Genomic DNA, 20,023 nt, shown 5'->3' on the forward strand with positions numbered 1-20,023 from the left:
AATTAGGAGTTGTTATGTCAAACTGGAGTAAACGAAAACGATTGGAAGCAACTGTGAGCGGCGAAACACCTGACCGCATACCGGTAGCCTTATGGCGGCATTGGCCGGGGGATGACCAGGATGCCCATGCCCTGGCGGCGGCGCATCTAAAATGGCAGCAAGATTATGATTGGGACGTACTAAAAGTTGGGCCAGCCAGCAGCTATTCGGTGGTCGATTGGGGGGTTGAGGATGAGTGGCTCGGCCATATCGAAGGCACTCGTCACTACACGAATCGTCCCATCCAAAAAGCTGAAGATTGGGCAACACTCCAACCGCTCGACCCAACGAAAGGCATGTTGGCAACCCAGTTGGAGGCGTTGCGATTGGTGAAAACGGCCGTTGGCGACAGCGTGCCTGTTTTGGCGACTATCTTTGCCCCGCTTTCCCAGGCCAAACATTTGGCAGACAATGAACCGATGCTCACCCACTTGCGCCACGAGCCGGAACTATTCCGCAACGGATTAGAAACAATTTTTGAAAGTACACTGCGTTTCATCGAGTCAGCCAAAAAGATTGGCATTGACGGCATTTTTTACGCCGTCCAGCACGCTCGCTATCCATTGATGAGCCGGGAAGAGTATGAAATTTGGGGACGGCCGTTTGACCACAAAATCCTCAACGCCGTGCAAGACCTTTGGCTCAACATGGTTCATCTGCACAGCACCGACGTGATGTTTGATCTCGTCGCGGCCTACCCCGTGCCGCTGCTCAACTGGCACGACCGCGAAACGGGCATTTCGCTGGCTGAGGGTCTGACGCAATTTAAGGGAGCCGCCAGCGGTGGTGTGGATCATTGGACGCTGCACCAAGAACCGCCAGAAAACACGCTGGCCGAAGCCAAAGACGCAATTGAACAGGTAAACGGCCGTCGCCTGCTGCTGGGCACTGGCTGCGTGGCTATGGTCACGACCCCGCTCCGCAACATCCGCGCCCTGCGCGAATCAGTAAACCAGTAGATCGGTATTCAGTATTCAGTGAACAGTCAACTGATTGCTGACCTACTGAACACTGAATAGTGGCCAGCTTGACACAACCCACACGCCGCTCCATACTTGCCGCCATGCACATAGACATCCTCACGCTCTTCCCGGAAATGTTTCCGGGTTATCTGAACGAAAGCATCCTCAAGCGGGCGCAGGCGGCAGGCTTGCTGCACGTCTCCCTGCACAACCTGCGCGATTACGCCAGTGGCAAACACCGCGTGACGGACGAACCGCCCTACGGCGGTGGTGGGGGCATGGTGCTGAAACCGGGACCAATTTTTGCGGCCGTTGAGTCTCTACTCCTTCGACTCCGCTCAGGACAAGCCTCTAATCTCCAATCTCAAAATGAAAAGAGACTGGAGATTGGAGACTGGAGATTGCCACTTATTTTGCTGACGCCGCAGGGACGGCCGTTTACACAACAAGTCGCCCAGGAACTTACCCAACACGATCGACTGCTGCTGCTGTGCGGCCGTTACGAAGGCGTGGATGAGCGGGTGCGCCAGCATCTGGTCACCGACGAAATCTCAATTGGAGATTTTGTATTGACGGGCGGCGAACTGGCAGCAATGGTCCTTGTGGATGCGGTGGCCCGCCTTCTCCCTGGCGTACTGGGCGCAGAAGACGCCGCCGAAGAGGACAGCCACGCCACTGGCCTGCTGGAAGGCCCCCACTACACGCGCCCAGAAACATTCCGCAACTGGTCTGTGCCCGAGGTGCTGCGCTCTGGCCACGCGGCCAACATCGCCCGCTGGCGGCGGGAGCAAGCCCTGCGCCGCACCTGGCAACGCCGCCCCAATCTGCTGCTAACGGCCGAACTCAGTGAAGCAGATCGCTGGTTTTTGGGCAAACTTGCTCAAGAGGCCAGTGAACGGTAAACAGCGGACAGTAATCAGTTACCAGTTGAGCAAACCCGTTACTTTGACGCAAAACTGAACACTAATCTACTGAAAACTGATTACTAAAATCGGGAGACCAACATGCGTGGATGCTTAAAATTTACGGCGGGGATTGTGGCTGTGCTGTTTGTGATGACGGCCGTTCTCGCCCTGTTTCTTACCAATTTATTCAATGTTATCGCAGACCGTGAACTCATTAAAGAGTCGCTATCTAATCTGGACAAGCTGGTTGTAGAGACAGTACCCGCTTTTGTAGCCCAAACGCTTGAAGAACAGGCGCAGGAACGCGGCCTGGCTCCCATCAACCTAGATGAAGAGCTTTTGCAACAGTCGATGGAGACGCTGCTGCCGCCTGGTTGGATCGAGTCGCAGACAGATACGGCCGTAGACACCGTGTACGACTTGCTGGAAACCGGCAATCTGGACAATGCAGAATTGGCAATCGACACGACACCGCTACTGGAGCGGTTTCGCGGGCAGCCCGGACTGGACATTGTAAACACCATCGTCACAAACCTGCCCGCCTGCACCCAACCCGTCAACCCGGCAGAGTTACTTGGGCCAAATGTCACCATCCCCACTTGCCTACCTGTGGAAATACCTCCGGGGCAAATCAGCCAAGAAGTGCATTCTCGGCTGGTGCAGGCCATTGAAAGCAATCCGCAGCTTACCAGTGAACTGGGCGTGGTGCGCGTACCCCTCTTTTCACCTGAACAGCAAGCGCAAAATGCGGAACTGGTTCAGGCCAGGGCGCAACTGTTGCGTTTGCAGCGACTCTTTTCGTTCGCGCAAGATTGGGGTTGGCTGCTTTGGCTACTGCCCGCAGCTTGCCTGTTACTCATTACCCTGCTGGCAGTGCGTTCCTGGTCAGATTGGGGACATTGGTGGGGCTGGCCGCTATTGGCAACGGCCGTCCTGGTGTTGTTTATCAGCCTCATTTTCCCAGCCATCACCACCTTTTTGCTGCGGCAGCTGCCCACCGACCCCACGGCACTGGCATTAACTGGCTCTTTGCAGCAAACGGGGATTCGTATGGTAACGGCCGTTACCGACACCTGGCTGGCTCGGGTAAACAGACAGGCCATCGTTATGCTGGGAGCTGGATTGTTATTTGTGCTATTAGGATTTGTAAGCGGAAGAAAAAGCGTTGCCCACACTGATTGGTAAAACAAATTCCCGGAAACTGTCTGATAAAGTCGCTGTCTCACAAACAGTTTCCGGAAAAATTTAATGTTACTTATGGCAGCGGGATAATTGTAAAGTTTTCAAATCCCGTTGCTTCACCCTCAATTTCGTGGTCAAAATAGTAAGCAGTGATTGCCTCAACATCACCAGAATCTTGATTGCCAGACAAATTTAGCGTGGCAACAAAGTCATCATTGACAAAGAAGTAACCTACACTGCCCCAGACGATCAAACGAATTCGGTTCTTTTCATTGGCACCCAGGTTCAGGTTTGCCAGATCACCTTCTGCAACTGTTTCTTCATCGTCGGCACTCCCTTGTCGGTCGGCCAACTGCCAATTGCCTTCGGAAGCAACCACTAGCCAATATTTGAAAGAACCATTGCTGCGTAAAGCAAATCCATAATCCCAATCATTTACCGAAGCGGCAAAAGGATTGGTAAAGGTAGCCTCAACAATGTAATTCACCTGATCCACGTTAGCTGGTTCCAGCTTAATCAAATCATCCAGCGCATGGACAAGTCGGCCGTCTGTTGGGCCGTATACTGGGGCTACAGGCCACAGCGTAAAATCATTGAAATCTGTCGTTTCACCATCAATTTCGCTGCTGCTATAAAAACCGGTGCCAAGTGCCATGTCGCCCGCATTGGTGCGGGAGGAAAGGTCTAACTGAGAAACAAATTCCCCATTCAGGAAAAAGTAGCCAACGTCGCCCGACGCAATAAGCTCAAAGCTGTTGGAACCCCCACTATTCAGATCAAGATAAGATAGCGCGTCCCCTTCTTGCAAAATATTGTTTGCGCCCGGTGTGCGGTCGTTGAGCGTCCACAAGCCATCTGAACGCACCACAAGCCGTAATTCATCATCCACTTCACGCTGCCGGAATATGAGGCCAAAATCCCAACTGCCCGTGCCTGTTCCGTAAGGGTTCACCATCTCCGTCCGCATAACAAAGTTGGCTGGCGAAGCCCCGGCGTACAATGATTCCAAAAATTCATCGTCGTCGTGCGGGATGGTGTCATCCACCGGGCCAAAGATGGGTGAAACGCTTCCTCGCGGCGGTGTGGGCGGTGGATTGGCGGCTTCAGTTGCACTAACAGCGGCTTCCCGCGTTGCTTCAGCACTGATGCGGGTAGCTACGGCATCTGGCGTTGGCTCGCGGGGTTCTGGCGTTGGCGTGTTGGTTGGCGGCACGGCCGTTTCCGTAGGTATTTCTGTGGCAGTGGGTACGGATTCTGCCTCTTCGGTTTCAAGTGCAGCAATCGCTTCGGCCGTTGCTTCCTCATCAACCACATCCTCATCCTCGTCTTCATCGGGGCGAGGCGTGTTGGTGGGGTCTTCGCCAAACAGGCCAGACTCATCGTCTGAAAGCAAAGAGAAGGCAGCAATGCTGCCACCAATGCATAGCAAAACCACCACGGCAGCAACACCCCAAATCCACTTGGGCACGCCGCCACCGCTGGCTTGGGCTTGGGTTGTTGCAGGCGGCGGCGTGGGGAAACTGACTGGCCCTGCCGCTTCTGTTGCTGGGGGTGGCGGTGGCGGCACGTCTGGCATGGCGGTGGCAGTGTCTAATGGAACGGCCGTTGTGCGCGCTGGGGTTACAGAAGGTGGAGTCTCCTCCATCAGCTCCGCCTTCATCTCGGTAAGCTCATCTTCCAGCTTGTCTAAAGTGGGCTTCTCCAGGCCGCGTTCCGTAACGGCGGTTAATGCCGTGGAAAGATCGGTGGCGGAAGCAAAACGCTCATCCCGCTCTTTGGCCATTGCCTTGCTGATAATGTCGTTGCAGGCGGGCGGCAAGTCGGGTCGCACCGTCAAAATTTCGGGGATGGGATCCATGACGTGCTTCATCATCATGCGGGCTGGGGTGTCGGCATCGTAGGGAGTGTTGCCTGTGAGCATTTGGAAAAGGATCACACCAAGGGCGTAAATGTCGGAACGGCCGTCTAGCTGCTTGTCACCATAAACCTGTTCGGGGCTCATATAGGTGGGCGTCCCCACCAAACTGCCGCTAGCCGTTAACGCATTGGTAGAAGAAGAGACATGCACAATGCCAAAATCGGCCAAAAACGCATCGCCGTACTGGTCGAAAAGCACATTGCTGGGCTTGAGGTCCCGATGAATGATGCCCATCCCGTGGGCGCGATCCAGTGCCGAACCAAGACGCTTGAGAATAACGGCCGCTTCATCAATGGGAATTGGCCCTTCCGCCAACCGATCTGATAAGGAACCGCCCGTCATTAGACGCATCACCAAAAAAGGCTGGCCATTCTCTTCACCAAAATCGTACACAGGCACAATGGCGGGGTGCTCCAGCGTGGCAATGGTGCGCGCCTCGCGGGTAAAACGCGCCCGGAATTCTGCCTCATGCATAAATTCGCGAGGGAGCATCTTTAGAGCCACGGTGCGCTCAAACCGGGGATCGTACGCCTCATAGACGGTTGCCATGCCGCCGCGCCCGATCTCTTGCTTTATTTCATAACGGCCGATTTTATCTGGAATCATAATGCTTTTTACCGTTGTTGAGGTTGATAGAAGTCTACTGGATAACGACAACGATGGATGATTGGTTCCCAAATTGTCCAGCTATCTTATAGAGTATTGGTTTGAACAGGAAATGACAATAGCCTAATTTACAAAATTATTGCCAAAAATAAGTAAATCTGCCGTAAATTTTAGCTTATCTGCCGCCGTATGCCTTTTTGGCCACGTTTCTGGCACCTTCTTCCTGCTGCAACCGCCATGCCTGATCCTGCAAGCAGCGCAAAATAGCGTCGCGGGCTTCCTCGGCCGAGTCGGTGAGGATAAGCAAATCCAAATCTTCTGGCGAGATTTTCCCACCCGCCAACATGCTGTTTTTCAGCCAATCAACCAGTCCGCCCCAGTAGCTGGTATCAAATAACACTACCGGGAAGTTTTGCACTTTACCGGTTTGGATCAGCGTCAGCGACTCAAACAGCTCGTCCATAGTGCCAAAGCCACCGGGGAAGATGACAAATGCCTGGGCATATTTGACGAGCATCACTTTGCGGGTAAAGAAGTAGCGGAAATCTATGGATAAATCAACATAGGGATTGAGATGTTGTTCAAAGGGAAGCTCAATGTTTAGGCCAACAGATTGGACGCCCGCCAGTTTTGCCCCTTTGTTGCCAGCTTCCATAATGCCCGGCCCACCACCGGTGATGATGTTGAATCCGGCTTCGCCTAGCGTTTTGGCAACAGACACGGCCGTTTCATACTGTGCATCCCCCGGTTTGGTCCGAGCTGAACCAAAGATAGTAACGGCCGTACCCAACTCTGCCAGCACATCAAACCCTTCAACAAATTCACCCATGATGCGCATGACGCGCCACGTGTCTGTTTTGTAGAATGGCGTTTCGCCCAACGCTGGCCCTGCTAGCAGCCGCTCATCTTCTGTCCGCCGACCCAGCCGCGCTGCCCGATTAATATTTGGATTTGTTATGATGTTTTCTTGTTCGCTCATATCTTTCTCTTTTCTGTAACTGGTTTTTACAAATTCATGCTGATGATCTGCGCTTATTGCGCCGCCGCACTTTTTCTGGTGCCTCACTCACCTCATCTCGTTTTACCACAACCAGCGTAATGTCATCAAATTGCGGTGTACCTCCCGCATGATGCTGAATAGCGTGGGTAATGTTGTGGGCAATTTGGCTGGCATCTCGATGCTGCTTGGCAGCGGCGGCGTGTTCCAGTCGCTGCAAGCCAAATTCATCCAAATCTTCGTTCATCGCTTCTGTAACACCATCTGTATAAAGCAACAGGGTGTCTCCAGGCAAAAATGGTGTCGTGTAAGTTTCAAAATCGACATCTGGCAGCACGCCCAAAGCCATGCCGTGATCCGTTAGCAAGGTGCGGCTCCCGTCACGCCGCAGCAGCAGGGGGGGATTATGGCCACCGTTAGCGTAGTAAATTTGCCCTGATTCTGGCTGCCAAATGGCATAAAAAATAGTCACAAACAAATCGGATTGGGTGTCCTGATCAATAATCTCGTTGGCGCGGCGCAACGCTTCAGCAGGATCACCACGGCTGATAGCCACTGCGCGCATAATGGTGCGGCACAACGCCATGAACAAGGCTGCCGGAATGCCCTTGTCGGCCACATCGGCTACAACAATGCCCCAGCTGCCATCGCGCAGGGGGATAAAGTCGTAAAAGTCGCCGCTTACCTGGCGGGCAGCTTGCCAGTAGCTGGCAACCCTAAGGCCAGGAATATCAGGGTTGCCGTGGGGGATAAGGCTGGCCTGAATGCCACGGGCGACGTCCAGCTCGCGCTCTAGTCGATTGCGCTCGGCGGCTTCCTGGTAGAGGTGATGGTTCACAACGGCCGTTGCTGCCTGATGGGCAATCCCGGTAAGAATGTTGAGACGGCGGCTGGAAAGGGAACGGCCGTTTTCCATCAAAGAACCAATCACCATTGCCCCTACTAGCTGCCCGCGCGCATTCAGCGGAAAGCCAAAGGCTTGCTCTGTGCCCAGCACCTTTTCCAACCAAGGGGGCAGTTGGATAACGTAATAAGTGCCGGTAGGCGAGAGCGAATCGGCCAGCTTAGGCGTAATGTCGTCAAACTCTTGCTGATCCAGTGCCAACGTCTCCAGTAAACCGCGCCCCATTTGGTTGATGCCAAAACTGGGACCCGGGGAAAATTGCTGGCGTTCCTCATCCCAAATGAGAATAATGCACGATTCAACCCCGACCAACATAGGTACCAGGCGGGCGATTGTGTCTAGAATTTCATTTAAGTCGATGAGGCTGTTGACGGTGGCCGCCACCTGAAAGAGAGCAGTATTGACCCACGCTTCTTCCTGCTGGGCGTTGCGCAGATGCCAATTTTCCAGGCCACGGGCAAGCTGATGGCTAATGCTGTCTAGCAACTCTTCACGCCGCCCTGGCGTTTGCAGCACATCGGCTTGCTCAAGAGCAGGTACATCATTGCTTACCACCATCACGCCCATCAAGTTATTGAGCGTGTTGACAGGCAAAAGCAGGAGCTTTTGTGGTGGTGGCAAGTTGTCTTCTAAATTGTGCAGCCAGGCGGGTACTTTTTGGGTGGCGATGCGTTCTTGCCCTACGTGTACAGCGTCTAGCGCGGGCCAATCGCCAATTTTTAGACGCTGTTCCTGAATGAGTGCAGCCCCGTCTGTTGTGAACCCAATATTGTAGCTGCCTCGGTAAACGGCCGTTTCTTCATCCCACAGCAAAATCACGCAAAACGGCACCCCCACCAGCATAGTGGTGAGGCGGTTTACGGCCGTGAGAATTTCTTCCAAGTCGGTGCTGCGGCTGACGGCTTCCGCCACTTGCAGTTGGGCGGTGGTCAGCCACGCCTGCTCGCGCTGCCGGGCTAGCTGGCGCAGCTTGCTAATGGAGATTGCAATCTCGGAAGCCAGTGCTTCTAGCGTCATCTTCTCAATGCGGGTGAGGACGCCTGCTTTGGGGCTTTGCACATCCAGCACACCCACCACCTCGCCATCCACAATGAGCGGCAATGCCATCTCAGAGCGGGTGCTGTTTTCTAATGGATTGTCTTTGGCGATGAAGAGTTCATCTTCAGTAGTATTGTTGCTGATGATCGTTTGCTGGGTGGAAACGGCCGTGCCAATCAAACCACGCCCCGGCTGGATACGCCAATCTTGGCTGAACAGCTCCAAGCCGCTGCTGGCCTGGATCACAATCTCGCCCGTCAGCGGATCGATGCCAAAAATAGAGACCAGGTGAAAATCAAACGTTTCTTGCGTGAGCTTCACTACTTGGTCAAAAATCTCTTCCTGATTTTGCACCTTGCTAATTTCTAGTCCGATTTGCCCTACCAGTTCCAAGTGGGCCGCACGGCGGCGTTCCTGCGCAAACAGCTGGGCGTGGGCAATGGCCGCCGCCGCCTGATTGGCCAAAATTGTCAGGCGACGCAAATCCTCTTCCGTAAAGCGGCTGGGTTGGCCGCTTTGGGCAGCCACAATGCCAATGGTGTCATTGCCGCTGACCATGGGGATAAAAATGGCAGAGCGAGGTGGTGAGGTACTAATGTAGCGCGGTTTTGCTGGCAGATTGTCTATTTCACGTTGAAAATCGCGCACCAGCAACGGATGTTTGGAGGTACGTACCCAGCTAATGATGCCTCCATCTTCACTCAGATCGAAGGTCCGGGGGATTTCTTGCCGTACGCCGCGAATGGTCCAATACAAAATATGGTAATCGGTATCCTCAAACAGCCCCACCTGAAAGGTACGGTTGTCGATGACCTGACCGGCCTCGTTGGCGATCAGTTCGGCCAGCGCGTCTACGTCTAGCTGAGCAGCAACCAGGGCGCGGCCAGCGTCACTGAGTGCTTCCAATTCAGTGATGCGCTGAATGAGTAGCTGGCGTGAGCGATACCGCCGCAACAAAATGTAGGCAGAAAGTGCCAAGGCACCAACAAGCAGCGCAAATGAAATAGACGGCCATGAAAGACCGTCTGTGCTTTGCCCAAAAAGTGCTGCCATATTGGTGAGGTGTGCCATTGAAATGGTTGTTATCTTGCTCCCAGGCTTTCCTGAGCAGCATGTCGGTCGGGGAAGATTTGGAATAGCTGATCGAACCCCACCATGCCGAAGATTTCTTGCAAACGGCCGTTCAACCCGCACAGCACCAAATTACCATCTTGCTGGCGGGCTTTGCGCCAACCCGTTACCAGCGTGCGCAAGCCACCGCTGTTGATGTAGCTGGCCTGGCTCAGATCGACAATCAACCGGCTGTTACCGTCGTTTAGCAAGGTGGTTAGCTGCTGTTCCAGCTCTGGGTTCAGGGTTTGGTCGAGACGGCCGTTCACCCCAACCAACCAGATATTCTCTGCTACTGTTTCTTGCCAGATGTTCATTTGGTCTTCTTCACCAACTTCAGCGTGTTGCCTCTTGCTTCATCAAATGAGAAAGTCACATCATCCATCAACTGCTCCATAAAATGAATGCCCAAGCCACCTACCTTTACCTGGTCAATATCGGGGGCGGGTGCGTCTTCAGACAGTTCAGGCAAAGTCGGTTTGGGAACAGCATCGGGATCAAAGGAACGGCCGTTATCGTGAATTGTGATAATGAATGAATCGGCCTTCAGTTGCCAACTTACCTCAATCTCGCCCTGGTCTTCGCCACCATAGGCATGTTCGATCACATTGGTACACGCCTCGTCGCAGGCTAGCTCAATGTGAAAAATGGCATTGGCATCCAAGCCAGCCGCAGCGGCACCTGCCGCCACAAATTGGCAAATTTTTTGGATTTCTTCGTAACGTCCGGGAAAAGTTTGGACGTGTTTATCAGCCATGTGAGGGAAAGATGGATAATGGTAGAGACGTTGCGGTGTAACGTCTCTACAAAACCTTAAAAGCTGCCTACTGCCGCTGTGTCGTCCTCAAAAACTTTGAACAAAGAATCTAAGCCAGCCAAAGAGAGCACCTCAGACACACGCTCTGAAGGAGCTGCCAAACGCACATCGCCGCCACCGCGCTTACACTCCTTCAGGGTAGAAACCAATGTCCGCAACCCTGCACTGCTCATGTAAGTCACGCCAGCCAGATTCAGCACCAAGTTGCTACGGCCTGTGCCTGTCAGCTGTTTCAAACCACCTTCAAACTCTGCGGCATTACTGCTATCTATTCGGCCAGAGACGGTAACCAATTCAACCCGCTTCATTGATTCTACACTGAAATTCATTGCTGCATCGCTCATGCCTTTTTCCTCCTACATCAAGTCGGTAAAATCCTAAGAAAATTATAGCGCATTTATGGATTAGGCAAACCACAGAAAATATTTTGTAAATCGAAGGACGATTTCTCTGTGGTTTGCCCAGTAGAAGCGGGAGAAATGACTTTACTTATTTCGAAACCTTTCCCGCTTTTACACATGGCAATTGACGATTATTGTTTGGCGATTTACGATTGGGGAATGGCTGGCTTACTTGAGAATTTAGAACAGAAAGCGAAGGCGTTGGGGTTTAACATGGTGGGCGTGGTAACGGCCGTTCCCAGCCCCAATCTTAACGCTTACCTCCGCTGGATTGAAGCGGAAATGCACGGACAGATGGGCTACCTCGCTCGCCCGGATCGGCTGGCGCGGCGGCAGGACCTCAATGTTATCTTACCCAACGTGCAGACAATTATTTGCGTGGGGCTAGAGTACAGCACGGTGCCGGTTCCACCAGCCATTGCCAACGACCCCAGCAGGGGACGCATCTCCAACTACGCTTGGCAGGCAGATTACCATGACGTGATGACACCTCGACTGGAAGAGCTGGCCGCTTGGCTAAAAACGCAAAAATCTGGCAGTGACGTTGCCACCAAAGTCTATGTAGACACTGGCGCAGTTTTAGAGCGGGACCATGCAGCCGCTGCTGGTCTGGGCTTCACGGGTAAAAACACGATGCTCATTGCGCCAAAGCGAGGCTCGTTTTTCTTTTTGGGCGAAATATTGACCACGCTGGAGATTAGAGATTGGAGATTGGGGACTGAATCAACCTCCAATCTCCAATCTCCAATCTCCCAAATGCCCACCTGCGGCAGCTGCCGCCGCTGCCTGGACGCCTGCCCTACCGACGCCTTCCCGGAACCGTACGTGCTGGATGCTCGTCGCTGCATTTCATACTTGACCATTGAGCTAAAAGGGTGGATTCCGCGAGAGTTACGGCCGTTTATGCACAATTGGGTCTACGGCTGCGACATTTGCCAAGTGGCTTGTCCATTTAATCGCTTTAGTGCGCCAACAAAGGAGATTGCTTTTTACCCACAAGGAGATTGGAAATCGGAGATTGGAGATTTTGACGGTTCCCAATCTCCAATCTCTAATCTCCAATCTCCCCTCTGGAACACCGTCGCCCCGCCGCTACTAGAACTTCTCACTCTGGGCGACGCCAGCTTTGCCGAACGCTTTGCCCGCAGCCCGATCAAACGCATCAAGCGCACCCGGCTGGTGCGAAATGCGTGTGTGGCAGCGGGCAATTGGGGGTCAGAAACGGCCGTGCCTGCTCTCATCAATCTCCTCACCGACCCAGAACCGATCATTCGTGGCCACGCAGTTTGGGCGTTGCAACAAATTGGTGGCGAGGTCGCGCTGGGGGCGTTGGCTGAATTGCGAGATGTGGAGGAGAATACGGCCGTTTTGCAAGAGCTACAGTAAGGATATGCTAACAAACATCAGTGGTTAGGATAACAATTTGCCGATAAAATATTTCTCTTTAAGAAGAAAGCAAGATGCGTTCAAAACAATTCATTAAGTTAATAGACGATTTTTTTAGTGAAGAAGACCTTCGAACACTATGTTTTGACTTGGGTGTTGATTATGACTCTTTACCTGGTCGTGGGAAAATCGCAAAAATCAGGGAGCTTATTTTAGTATTCCAAAGAAGGGATGAAACTTACAAGCTGATAAATTCTCTATTTGAAGAGCGGCCAAACGTTCCTTGGAACAGATTCAAGTTTAATTCCAAGGTTCCAACACCAACAACTACAACAACCAGACGCTCTGTAGTTTCTAGCCAGCCAAATGAATGGAGAGAAATTAAGAAAAAGTTGGGGAGAAATCAACGTTCAATCCTAGCACTTGCTATTATTTTCACTTCCTGGATTTCAGTCGTCTACTCATTTTATCTTGCTGAAACACCGCTCAATTTTCAAAGTATTATTGCTTTATTGGTTGCTATTGCCGTCTTTTATAGTTTGGTTGTTATTTCATATCGTTCCCTTATGGCCAGTAAAACTGCTATTTGGATACTGTTTAGCTGTTTGCTAATTTTCTCCCTGAGTTTTAGCAACGAGGCATTTCTAACATGCTTTTTAATGCCTGCGGTTAGTTTAACAACAATAGGATATTTGCAGTTTTTGAAAAAGTAGAACTTTGCGAATTTGCTATGGAAAATTCAAACATTATCAAGTTAGACAACCATTATCAAATTTCATTGCCCCAAGAAATCTGCCAACAGCTTAGCTTGAAGCCAGGTGATGAACTGTTGCTCGACACTCAAGGCAAACTCCTGATTTTGCAAGCCAAGCCCAAAAACATTGTCAATTATCTGGCTGGGCTCCATAAAGATGTGTGGCAAAACATCGATCCTCAGAAATACTTAACCGAAGAACGAAACCAGTGGAGCCGTTCCAACAACTGAGCAAGAAATGGGTGGAGAGCCATCCCTAACCAGCTTACAATGAAAACGCTTAACAAAAATCTGCGTTAATCTGTGTAATCTGCGGATTAATTTATGGAGGATCATCCATGTTTGCTGAACACTCAGAAGATTACGGCCGTATCGAAGCCGCTATCCACTACCTTGAACAAAATTTTCAGGATCAACCATCGTTAGCTGAAATCGCCACACACGTGGGGTTAAGCGAATATCACTTTCAACGCCTGTTTAGCCGCTGGGCGGGCACCAGCCCCAAACGCTTTTTGCAATTCCTCACTATCCAGCACGCCAAAAAGCTGTTGGTAGCCTCGCAATCCATTTTGGACACCACTTTTGAGGCCGGCCTCTCTAGCCCAAGTCGTCTGCACGACCTGTTTGTCACCCACGAAGCGATCACCCCTGGCGAATTTAAGCAAAAGGGTGCGGGATTAACGATTCAGTATGGTTTCCACGATTCACCGTTTGGCGAATGTCTCATTGCCCTCACTGAGCGCGGCATCTGTGGCCTTCAGTTTGTAATGGATGGTGACCGGGCAGCAACGCTGGCGGAGCTAAAAGTAAGCTGGCCACAAGCCCGATTTGTGGCAGATGGCGCAGCAGCACGGCCGTTTCTCAATCCCATTTTTAACTTGAGCGAGGCAGGCGAACGGCCGTCGCTCCCCCTTTATCTCAAAGGCACCAACTTCCAAATTCAAGTGTGGCGTGCCTTGCTGAAGATTCCGGCGGGAACGGCCGTTTCCTACGGCAGCGTTGCTCACATGATTGGCAACCCCAAAGCATCCCGTGCCGTGGGTACCGCCACAAGCAACAACCCGATTGGCTATCTCATCCCCTGCCATCGCGTCATCCGGCGAGCGGGCGGCCTGGGCCACTACCGCTGGGGCAGTAGCCGCAAGAAAGCGATTTTGGGCTGGGAAGCAACGCGTTTTCACACGACTCAAACCAACTGAATGACGAAACATTGATTCAGCAATAAGACAATAAGCGCAAAGACGCCCCTCAACCGCAAAACCTCTGAAAACGATCAATTCAGATAGCTACAGGGCTGATTCTGAATTATAATCTAAGCAGTTCGTGTTCCTTGACGTTTGTTTAGTTTGAGGAGGTTTTTCATGTCCCCGCGTCGCTTTTTTACAGTTCTGGCTTCCCCTTTCCTGGCACTTGCTATTGTTCTTTCACTCATCCAATTCCTTGCTTCCGATCTGGTTGTTGCAGAAACGGCCGTTCCCCAAACCACTCAGGGCAATATAACCACCACGGTCATCATTGATGATTTCTCTGCTCAACCTATCATGGGAGATCCCTTTTGGTATTACAGTCGCATCGGCAGCGACCGTGGCGAGTTTGGCCTAGGGACAGTTGTTTGGGGCAGTACCAGTGTGACCGCCACCGTTACGCAGCTTGATGGCATTGAAGGCTGGGTTGGCGTGTGGACAGGGCTGAACCACGTGCTCAACGAGGAAATTCCGCTGGATTTAACGGCCGTTTTCCCATCACAAATTGATGCCAGCTATCAAGGCGAAGCCACCGCCATTCGTCTGCATATTATAGATGGACAGGGCACGTTGGCTGTTGAGTTGCAAGAAGATGGCACCAAAGTTTGGGATGATGAAATTGCACTCAGTGGCGGAAACCAAACCATTGCTTTTGGTAATCTACCAGATGGCAACGTTCACAATCTAAACTGGCTAGTAAAGGGCAACATTGGCGATTTCGTGGTGGTTGACCGGGTTGAAATGGACATTTCGTTGCCAAATTTACCACTCCCGGAACGAGCCTTTTTGTGGAGTTACGCAATGTTGCTAAGCAATTTAGATGTAGATAGCGGCATTGTGCGGGATCGCGCCAACTTCCCTGAAGGGGACTTTGACAATGTTTCGGCCTCCGGGCTTCTAGCTGCAGCCACTGTGCAGGCCGAATATTTGGGCATGGTTTCTGAGCCTGATGCCAGCGACATCGTCACCAAAATAACGGATGGTTTAACAGGTTTAGACGATTGCTCTGGCTTATGGCCCCATTTCACCAAAAACGGTGTGATTTCTCCCGATACGGAATGGTCTAGTGTCGATACGATTATTGCCCAAATTGCCCTCATTGAGGCCAATCAGGCACTGCAACTCAATGCAGGCATCACCAAATCTGAAAATGCACTAAACAGCATCCTCTGGACCGATGTGCTATCTGACAATGGCCAAATTAGTCATGGCTTTGAAACGAATTGCGTGACGCAAAAAAATAATGTGTGGAATGACTTCGGTGGCGAGACTTGGCTGGCCAATTATGGATATGCAGCAGCTACAGGTAATGTAACGGCCGTTGAAACCAGGCCACCAACGCACAACGGCAGCGGCTTTATCGATGAGATTGCCTGGCTTTTTGTTCCCGCACCTTACCGGGACCGCTGGGATATGAATTGGCACGACTACCGGTTTACGGCCGTTTATAGTCAAACAACCTATTATGAAAACAATGACTGTTACGCACCGCCAGGACTTTTTGGCCTTAGTGCTGCCGAAGTTCCCGACCCGTCCATCGTGTCACCCGGCGCTATCTACATTCCATTTGGTATTGGCGGCGTCATTTCGCCAGATGATGGCACTGCGGCAATGGGGCATCCTGTCATTACCCCCCATTATATCGGCATGGCTGCGCCGCTCGTGCCTGAACAGGCAATTGCTGCCTGGAAGTGGTTGGAAGATGAACACCTTTTCTCGCCGCTGAGCAATGTAGAAAGCTTCATGTTTATCGACGAACCTACCTGTTCTCAAATTGAGTGGAACTCGCTGCGCGGTTCCTGGAATCTTGGATTGCAAACATTGGGCTGGGGCAGCTATTTGACGGGAAGAAACAATCCATTATACAAAGCAATGTGGCAAAATGAGATGCTGCGCCAAGCCTACCAAATCATGTGCAGCCCAACGGCGTGTCATGCTATCTTTTTGCCAATAGCAACGCGCTAAAGCAAAAGTTAGCTATAATTCCGCCATGCGAATTCTAATTACCGGCGGCGCGGGGCAGTTGGGAACCGCACTGCAAACGGAACTCACCCAACATGAACTGTTCTCCGTTGATTTGCCAGAGGTTGACATAACAGACAAGGAAGCGTTGTATTCGTCCGTTTCCGACAGCAAGCCCGACCTCATCATTCACTGCGCCGCCTACACCAACGTGGATGGCTGCGCCAAAGACCCGGCATTGGCCTACAGAGTAAATGGCCTCGGTACGCAAAATATGGCACTTGCCTGCCGAGAATTTGGCGCCACGATGCTGCACATCAGCACGAATGAGGTGTTTGCCGGGGACAATCCCGCCGGGTATGAGGAATGGATGCCACTGAGTGCTGTAAATCCATACGGCCGTTCCAAAGCCGCCGCCGAAGTTCACGTCAAAAACATCCTGTCCAAATTCTACATCGTGCGGCCCGCCTGGCTGTATGCGCCACACGGCCGTAACTTCATCCACGCTATCCTGGATCGCGCCCGCAGCACCGGGCAGATCCGCGTCGTCACCGACGAAATCGGCAACCCCACCTACGCCAAAGACCATGCCCAAGCCATCGGCAAGCTGATTGAAACGAAAATGTACGGCATTTACCATTTTGTAAATTACGGTAGCTGTTCCCGCTGGGAGTTTGCCAATGAGATTTTGCGGCTGGCGGGGCTAACCGATGTGGTAAACACCCCCATTTTAGGCAAGGAATTTAAGCGGCCGTCCACACCCCCAATCTTTGGCACCCTCCACAACATTGCCGGCAAAGCAATCGGCATTGAGTTACGGCCATGGCAAGAAGCATTGGCTGATTACATTCAAACGCACGTAAAAAATCAATCTTAGCGCGAAAAATCACGTAGGGGCGACTCGCGAGTCGCCCTTACAAACGAGGCACCGCTGCAAAAGGTTAGCAAATGAGCACAAATCCCTCCCCCCCCATCGCCGCCATCAAACCAAAAGAACTGACTTTACATGGACACACCCGCGTTGATAACTACTTTTGGCTGCGCGAGCGGGAAAATCCCGAAGTGATCGCCTACCTGGATGCCGAAAATCGATACACTGAAGCGATGATGGCCCACACCAAGCCGCTGCAAGAAGAACTGTATGCAGAAATGGTTGGCCGTATCCAGGAAACCGACAGCACCGCCCCAGTGAAAAAAGGCGACTTTTACTACTACAGTCGCACCGAGGCGGGCCAACAGTACAAAATCCACTGCCGCAAGCACGGCTCGCTGGACGCGCCTGAAGAGATTTTGCTCGATGAAAACATGCTGGCCGCCGAAAGCAGCTACTTCCGGCTGGGCGTCTTTGCTATCAGCCCCAACCAGCAGCTACTCGCTTACTCCACCGACACCAGCGGCGGCGAGCGGTACACCCTTGTCGTGAAAGATTTGACCACGGGCGAAATGCTGGCCGACGCCGTGCCAGACACCCTCTACTCGGTGGAATGGGCCAATGACAACCAGACGCTCTTTTACAACAAGCAAAATGACGTCTGGCGCAGCCACAAAATCTTCCGCCACACGCTGGGCACAGAGGCCAGCGAGGATGTGGAGGTGTACCACGAGCCGGACGAGCTGTTCAACGTCTACCTGCACAAAACGCGAGACGATGCCTACCTGGTCATCACGTCCTCCAGTATGGAAACAACCGAGCAACATTTCCTGAATGCGGACACGCCCGACGGCGAGCTAACGCTGCTGGCACCTCGCAAACAGGGCTGGCGTTACTTCCTTAATCACAGACAGGGTGAATTTTTCGTCTTGTCGAATGAGGATGCGCCGAACAACAAGCTGATGATTACGGCCGTTGCCAACCCATCTCCCGAAAACTGGCAAACCTTCATCCCCCACAACCCGGACAAATTGCTGGAAAATGTAGATGTGTTTGCGGATCATTTGGTCGTTTACGGCCGTTTCAACGGCCTCCACACCCTCGATATCCACAACTTCAACAGCGACAGCCGCCAACCCGTGCAGTTCCCCGAACCGGTCTACGCCGTTCAGGGCAGCGACAATCCCGAATTTGTCACCGACAGAGTGCGTTTTGTCTACACCTCGCTCACCACCGCCGACACCACCGTGGAGCTAGATATGAACACGCTGGAATGGCACAAAATCAAGCAAATCCCCGTCCTCGGCGGCTACGACCCGGCCAATTACCAAGCGGAACGCACCTTCGCCACCGCGCCGGACGGCACGAAAGTGCCGATTTCGCTGGTTTACCGCAAAGGACTGGAGCGCGACGGCCGTAATCCCTGCCTGCTCTACGGCTACGGCTCCTACGGAGCCAGCATGTCCCCCAGCTTCGACCAGAAGCGGCTCAGCCTGATTGATCGCGGCTTTGTCTACGCCATCGCCCACATTCGTGGTGGCAAGGAGATGGGGCGGCATTGGTACGACCAGGGCAAATGGCTGCACAAAAAGAACACGTTCACCGATTTTATAGCGTGTGGACGGCACCTGATTGGTGAGAAATATACAAGTAGCGAGAAGTTGGCGGTGAACGGCCGTTCCGCAGGCGGCTTGCTCATGGGGGCGGTCACGGTGATGGTGCCCGAACTGTTCAAAGTCGTCGTGGCGGGCGTCCCCTTCGTCGATGTCGTCTCCACCATGCTAGACGAATCAATTCCGCTTACCGTGGGTGAATTTGAGGAGTGGGGCAACCCCAAAGAGGAAGCCTACTACACCTACATGGTTTCCTACTCCCCCTACGACAACACGACGGCCCAGGCGTACCCCCACATCCTCATCACCGCCGGACTCAACGACCCGCGCGTGCAATATTAGGAACCCGCCAAATGGACGGCCAAGCTCCGCGCCCTCAAAACCGACGACAACCTGCTCCTGCTCAAAACCCACATGGGCGCGGGCCACTTTGCCTCAAGCGGCCGTTACGACTACCTCCGCGACATCGCCTTCGATTATGCCTTCATTTTAGAAAACGCCCGGTAGGGGCGAGGCGGTTGGCAACCAACCCGCGAATTTTGCCAAAACACCCCCTCCAACCGCCTCGCCCAAATGCAGCAATGACCAGATGGTTTGCCATGTTAAATGGGCGAGGCAGGTGGGGAGGTTCTGGTGGCGAATTTTGGGAGATCGTGACCACCTGCCTCGCCCCCACCGGTGTTGTTCGGTGTTGATGTGGTTCATTTTGGTGAATAATTTGTCCAGATCGTCACGTTTTTCGGCGTGGCGGATGGGGTTTTCTTGGATGTAGCTGCGAATGGCGTTTAATTCCCGCTCGTTGCGGATGATGCGTTCGTAATAGCCGCGCTGCCACACCTTGAAATCGGTGCCGCCCATCTTCAACATCGCCTTCACCCGCTTGGCAACCAGCATTTTGTAATTCCCCACAATCGCCCCCACCGAACCGGGCTGCAAGGTGGTGAAATCGCGTGGAGCATCCTCCGGCGTCGTCAATCCAATGATGCCATGCAGATGATCTTCCATGAAAATTGCTTCATCCAAAACCACGTGTTTGGCATGTGCTTGCTCGGGGATGTGGTTCCAGGCGTTCGTCGCAATCTCACGCAAACGAGGATCGTCGAACAGGTTTTGGCGGTTATGGGTGCAAATCGTGACAAAATACAAACCTACGCTACTGTAATCCCACCCTTTCAGGCGAATAGAATGACGATGATGTTTATTGGGATCATATTGGCGCGACATATATCCATGTTACCGAACATTTTGGGTTGGGGCGAGACGGCTGGCAACCAATCCATGAACCTTGGCACAACAAACTCTCCAATCGCCTCG

Annotated in this window: 16 protein-coding genes and 1 pseudogene; 10 read left to right on the plus strand and 7 right to left on the minus strand. The window is 52.6% G+C overall.

The features are described 5' to 3' along the window. Window positions 1–14 precede the first annotated feature (14 nt). The 3 genes from ACOQPU_RS11215 (at window position 15) to ACOQPU_RS11225 (ending at window position 3,091) form a co-directional block, all read left to right on the plus strand. A complete protein-coding gene (locus ACOQPU_RS11215; protein WP_420645197.1) occupies window positions 15–998 on the plus strand; it encodes a uroporphyrinogen decarboxylase family protein in 984 nt (327 codons plus the stop codon). A 104-nt stretch (window positions 999–1,102) separates the two neighbouring features. Continuing rightward, entirely contained in the window at window positions 1,103–1,903 is an 801-nt protein-coding gene (gene trmD / locus ACOQPU_RS11220) for a tRNA (guanosine(37)-N1)-methyltransferase TrmD (protein WP_420645828.1), read from the plus strand. 102 nt (window positions 1,904–2,005) lie between these two features. Next, on the plus strand, window positions 2,006–3,091 hold the full coding sequence (locus tag ACOQPU_RS11225; protein ID WP_420645198.1) for a hypothetical protein: 1,086 nt from the start codon (window positions 2,006–2,008) through the stop codon (window positions 3,089–3,091). Between the two features lie 70 nt (window positions 3,092–3,161). On the opposite strand, the gene ACOQPU_RS11230 is transcribed toward ACOQPU_RS11225, so the two are convergent. The 6 genes from ACOQPU_RS11230 to ACOQPU_RS11255 form a co-directional block, all read right to left on the minus strand. Beyond that, window positions 3,162–5,612, minus strand: a complete 2,451-nt coding sequence (locus ACOQPU_RS11230; RefSeq protein ID WP_420645199.1) for a serine/threonine protein kinase — start codon at window positions 5,610–5,612, stop codon at window positions 3,162–3,164. Between the two features lie 175 nt (window positions 5,613–5,787). Continuing rightward, a complete protein-coding gene (locus tag ACOQPU_RS11235) occupies window positions 5,788–6,591 on the minus strand; it encodes a TIGR00730 family Rossman fold protein (protein ID WP_420645200.1) in 804 nt (267 codons plus the stop codon). 34 nt (window positions 6,592–6,625) lie between these two features. Beyond that, window positions 6,626–9,622, minus strand: coding sequence for a SpoIIE family protein phosphatase (locus ACOQPU_RS11240; protein WP_420645201.1), 2,997 nt, complete (start codon window positions 9,620–9,622; stop codon window positions 6,626–6,628). 11 nt (window positions 9,623–9,633) lie between these two features. Further along, the gene (locus tag ACOQPU_RS11245) at window positions 9,634–9,978 is read right to left on the minus strand and encodes an STAS domain-containing protein (RefSeq protein WP_420645202.1); all 345 of its coding nucleotides are present in this window, start codon (window positions 9,976–9,978) and stop codon (window positions 9,634–9,636) included. Beyond that, window positions 9,975–10,418 (minus strand): ATP-binding protein, encoded by a 444-nt coding sequence (locus ACOQPU_RS11250; RefSeq protein ID WP_420645203.1) that lies wholly within the window; start codon window positions 10,416–10,418, stop codon window positions 9,975–9,977. The genes ACOQPU_RS11245 and ACOQPU_RS11250 overlap by 4 nt, the downstream gene beginning before the upstream one ends. A gap of 56 nt (window positions 10,419–10,474) precedes the next feature. Next, window positions 10,475–10,822 carry an STAS domain-containing protein gene (locus tag ACOQPU_RS11255; protein WP_420645204.1) on the minus strand — a complete coding sequence of 116 codons (348 nt, stop codon included), beginning with the start codon at window positions 10,820–10,822 and terminating at the stop codon, window positions 10,475–10,477. Between the two features lie 135 nt (window positions 10,823–10,957). Between ACOQPU_RS11255 and queG the strand changes: the two genes are divergently transcribed. The 7 genes and pseudogenes from queG to ACOQPU_RS11290 all read left to right on the plus strand — a co-directional run bounded on the left by queG (window position 10,958) and on the right by ACOQPU_RS11290 (window position 19,216). After that, complete coding sequence (queG, locus tag ACOQPU_RS11260; RefSeq protein WP_420645205.1) at window positions 10,958–12,265, plus strand: tRNA epoxyqueuosine(34) reductase QueG; 1,308 nt, start codon at window positions 10,958–10,960, stop codon at window positions 12,263–12,265. 74 nt (window positions 12,266–12,339) lie between these two features. Beyond that, window positions 12,340–12,978: a hypothetical protein gene (locus ACOQPU_RS11265; protein ID WP_420645206.1), complete on the plus strand. Its 639-nt coding sequence runs from the start codon at window positions 12,340–12,342 to the stop codon at window positions 12,976–12,978. A gap of 17 nt (window positions 12,979–12,995) precedes the next feature. Further along, window positions 12,996–13,250 carry an AbrB/MazE/SpoVT family DNA-binding domain-containing protein gene (locus tag ACOQPU_RS11270; protein ID WP_420645207.1) on the plus strand — a complete coding sequence of 85 codons (255 nt, stop codon included), beginning with the start codon at window positions 12,996–12,998 and terminating at the stop codon, window positions 13,248–13,250. Between the two features lie 107 nt (window positions 13,251–13,357). Next, window positions 13,358–14,218 (plus strand): bifunctional transcriptional activator/DNA repair enzyme AdaA, encoded by an 861-nt coding sequence (locus ACOQPU_RS11275; protein WP_420645208.1) that lies wholly within the window; start codon window positions 13,358–13,360, stop codon window positions 14,216–14,218. Between the two features lie 162 nt (window positions 14,219–14,380). Beyond that, entirely contained in the window at window positions 14,381–16,228 is a 1,848-nt protein-coding gene (locus ACOQPU_RS11280) for a hypothetical protein (protein ID WP_420645209.1), read from the plus strand. 25 nt (window positions 16,229–16,253) lie between these two features. After that, window positions 16,254–17,102, plus strand: coding sequence for a dTDP-4-dehydrorhamnose reductase (gene rfbD, locus ACOQPU_RS11285; protein ID WP_420645210.1), 849 nt, complete (start codon window positions 16,254–16,256; stop codon window positions 17,100–17,102). Between the two features lie 71 nt (window positions 17,103–17,173). Beyond that, window positions 17,174–19,216: pseudogene (locus ACOQPU_RS11290) on the plus strand (S9 family peptidase). Here ACOQPU_RS11290 and ACOQPU_RS11295 read toward each other — a convergent pair. Next, window positions 19,199–19,933 (minus strand): transposase, encoded by a 735-nt coding sequence (locus ACOQPU_RS11295; protein ID WP_420645211.1) that lies wholly within the window; start codon window positions 19,931–19,933, stop codon window positions 19,199–19,201. The pseudogene ACOQPU_RS11290 and the gene ACOQPU_RS11295 sit on opposite strands and share 18 nt — an antisense overlap. Between the last annotated feature and the right edge of the window lie 90 nt (window positions 19,934–20,023).

Source organism: Candidatus Leptofilum sp. (genome assembly GCF_965223285.1).
GTDB lineage: Bacteria > Chloroflexota > Anaerolineae > Promineifilales > Promineifilaceae > Leptofilum.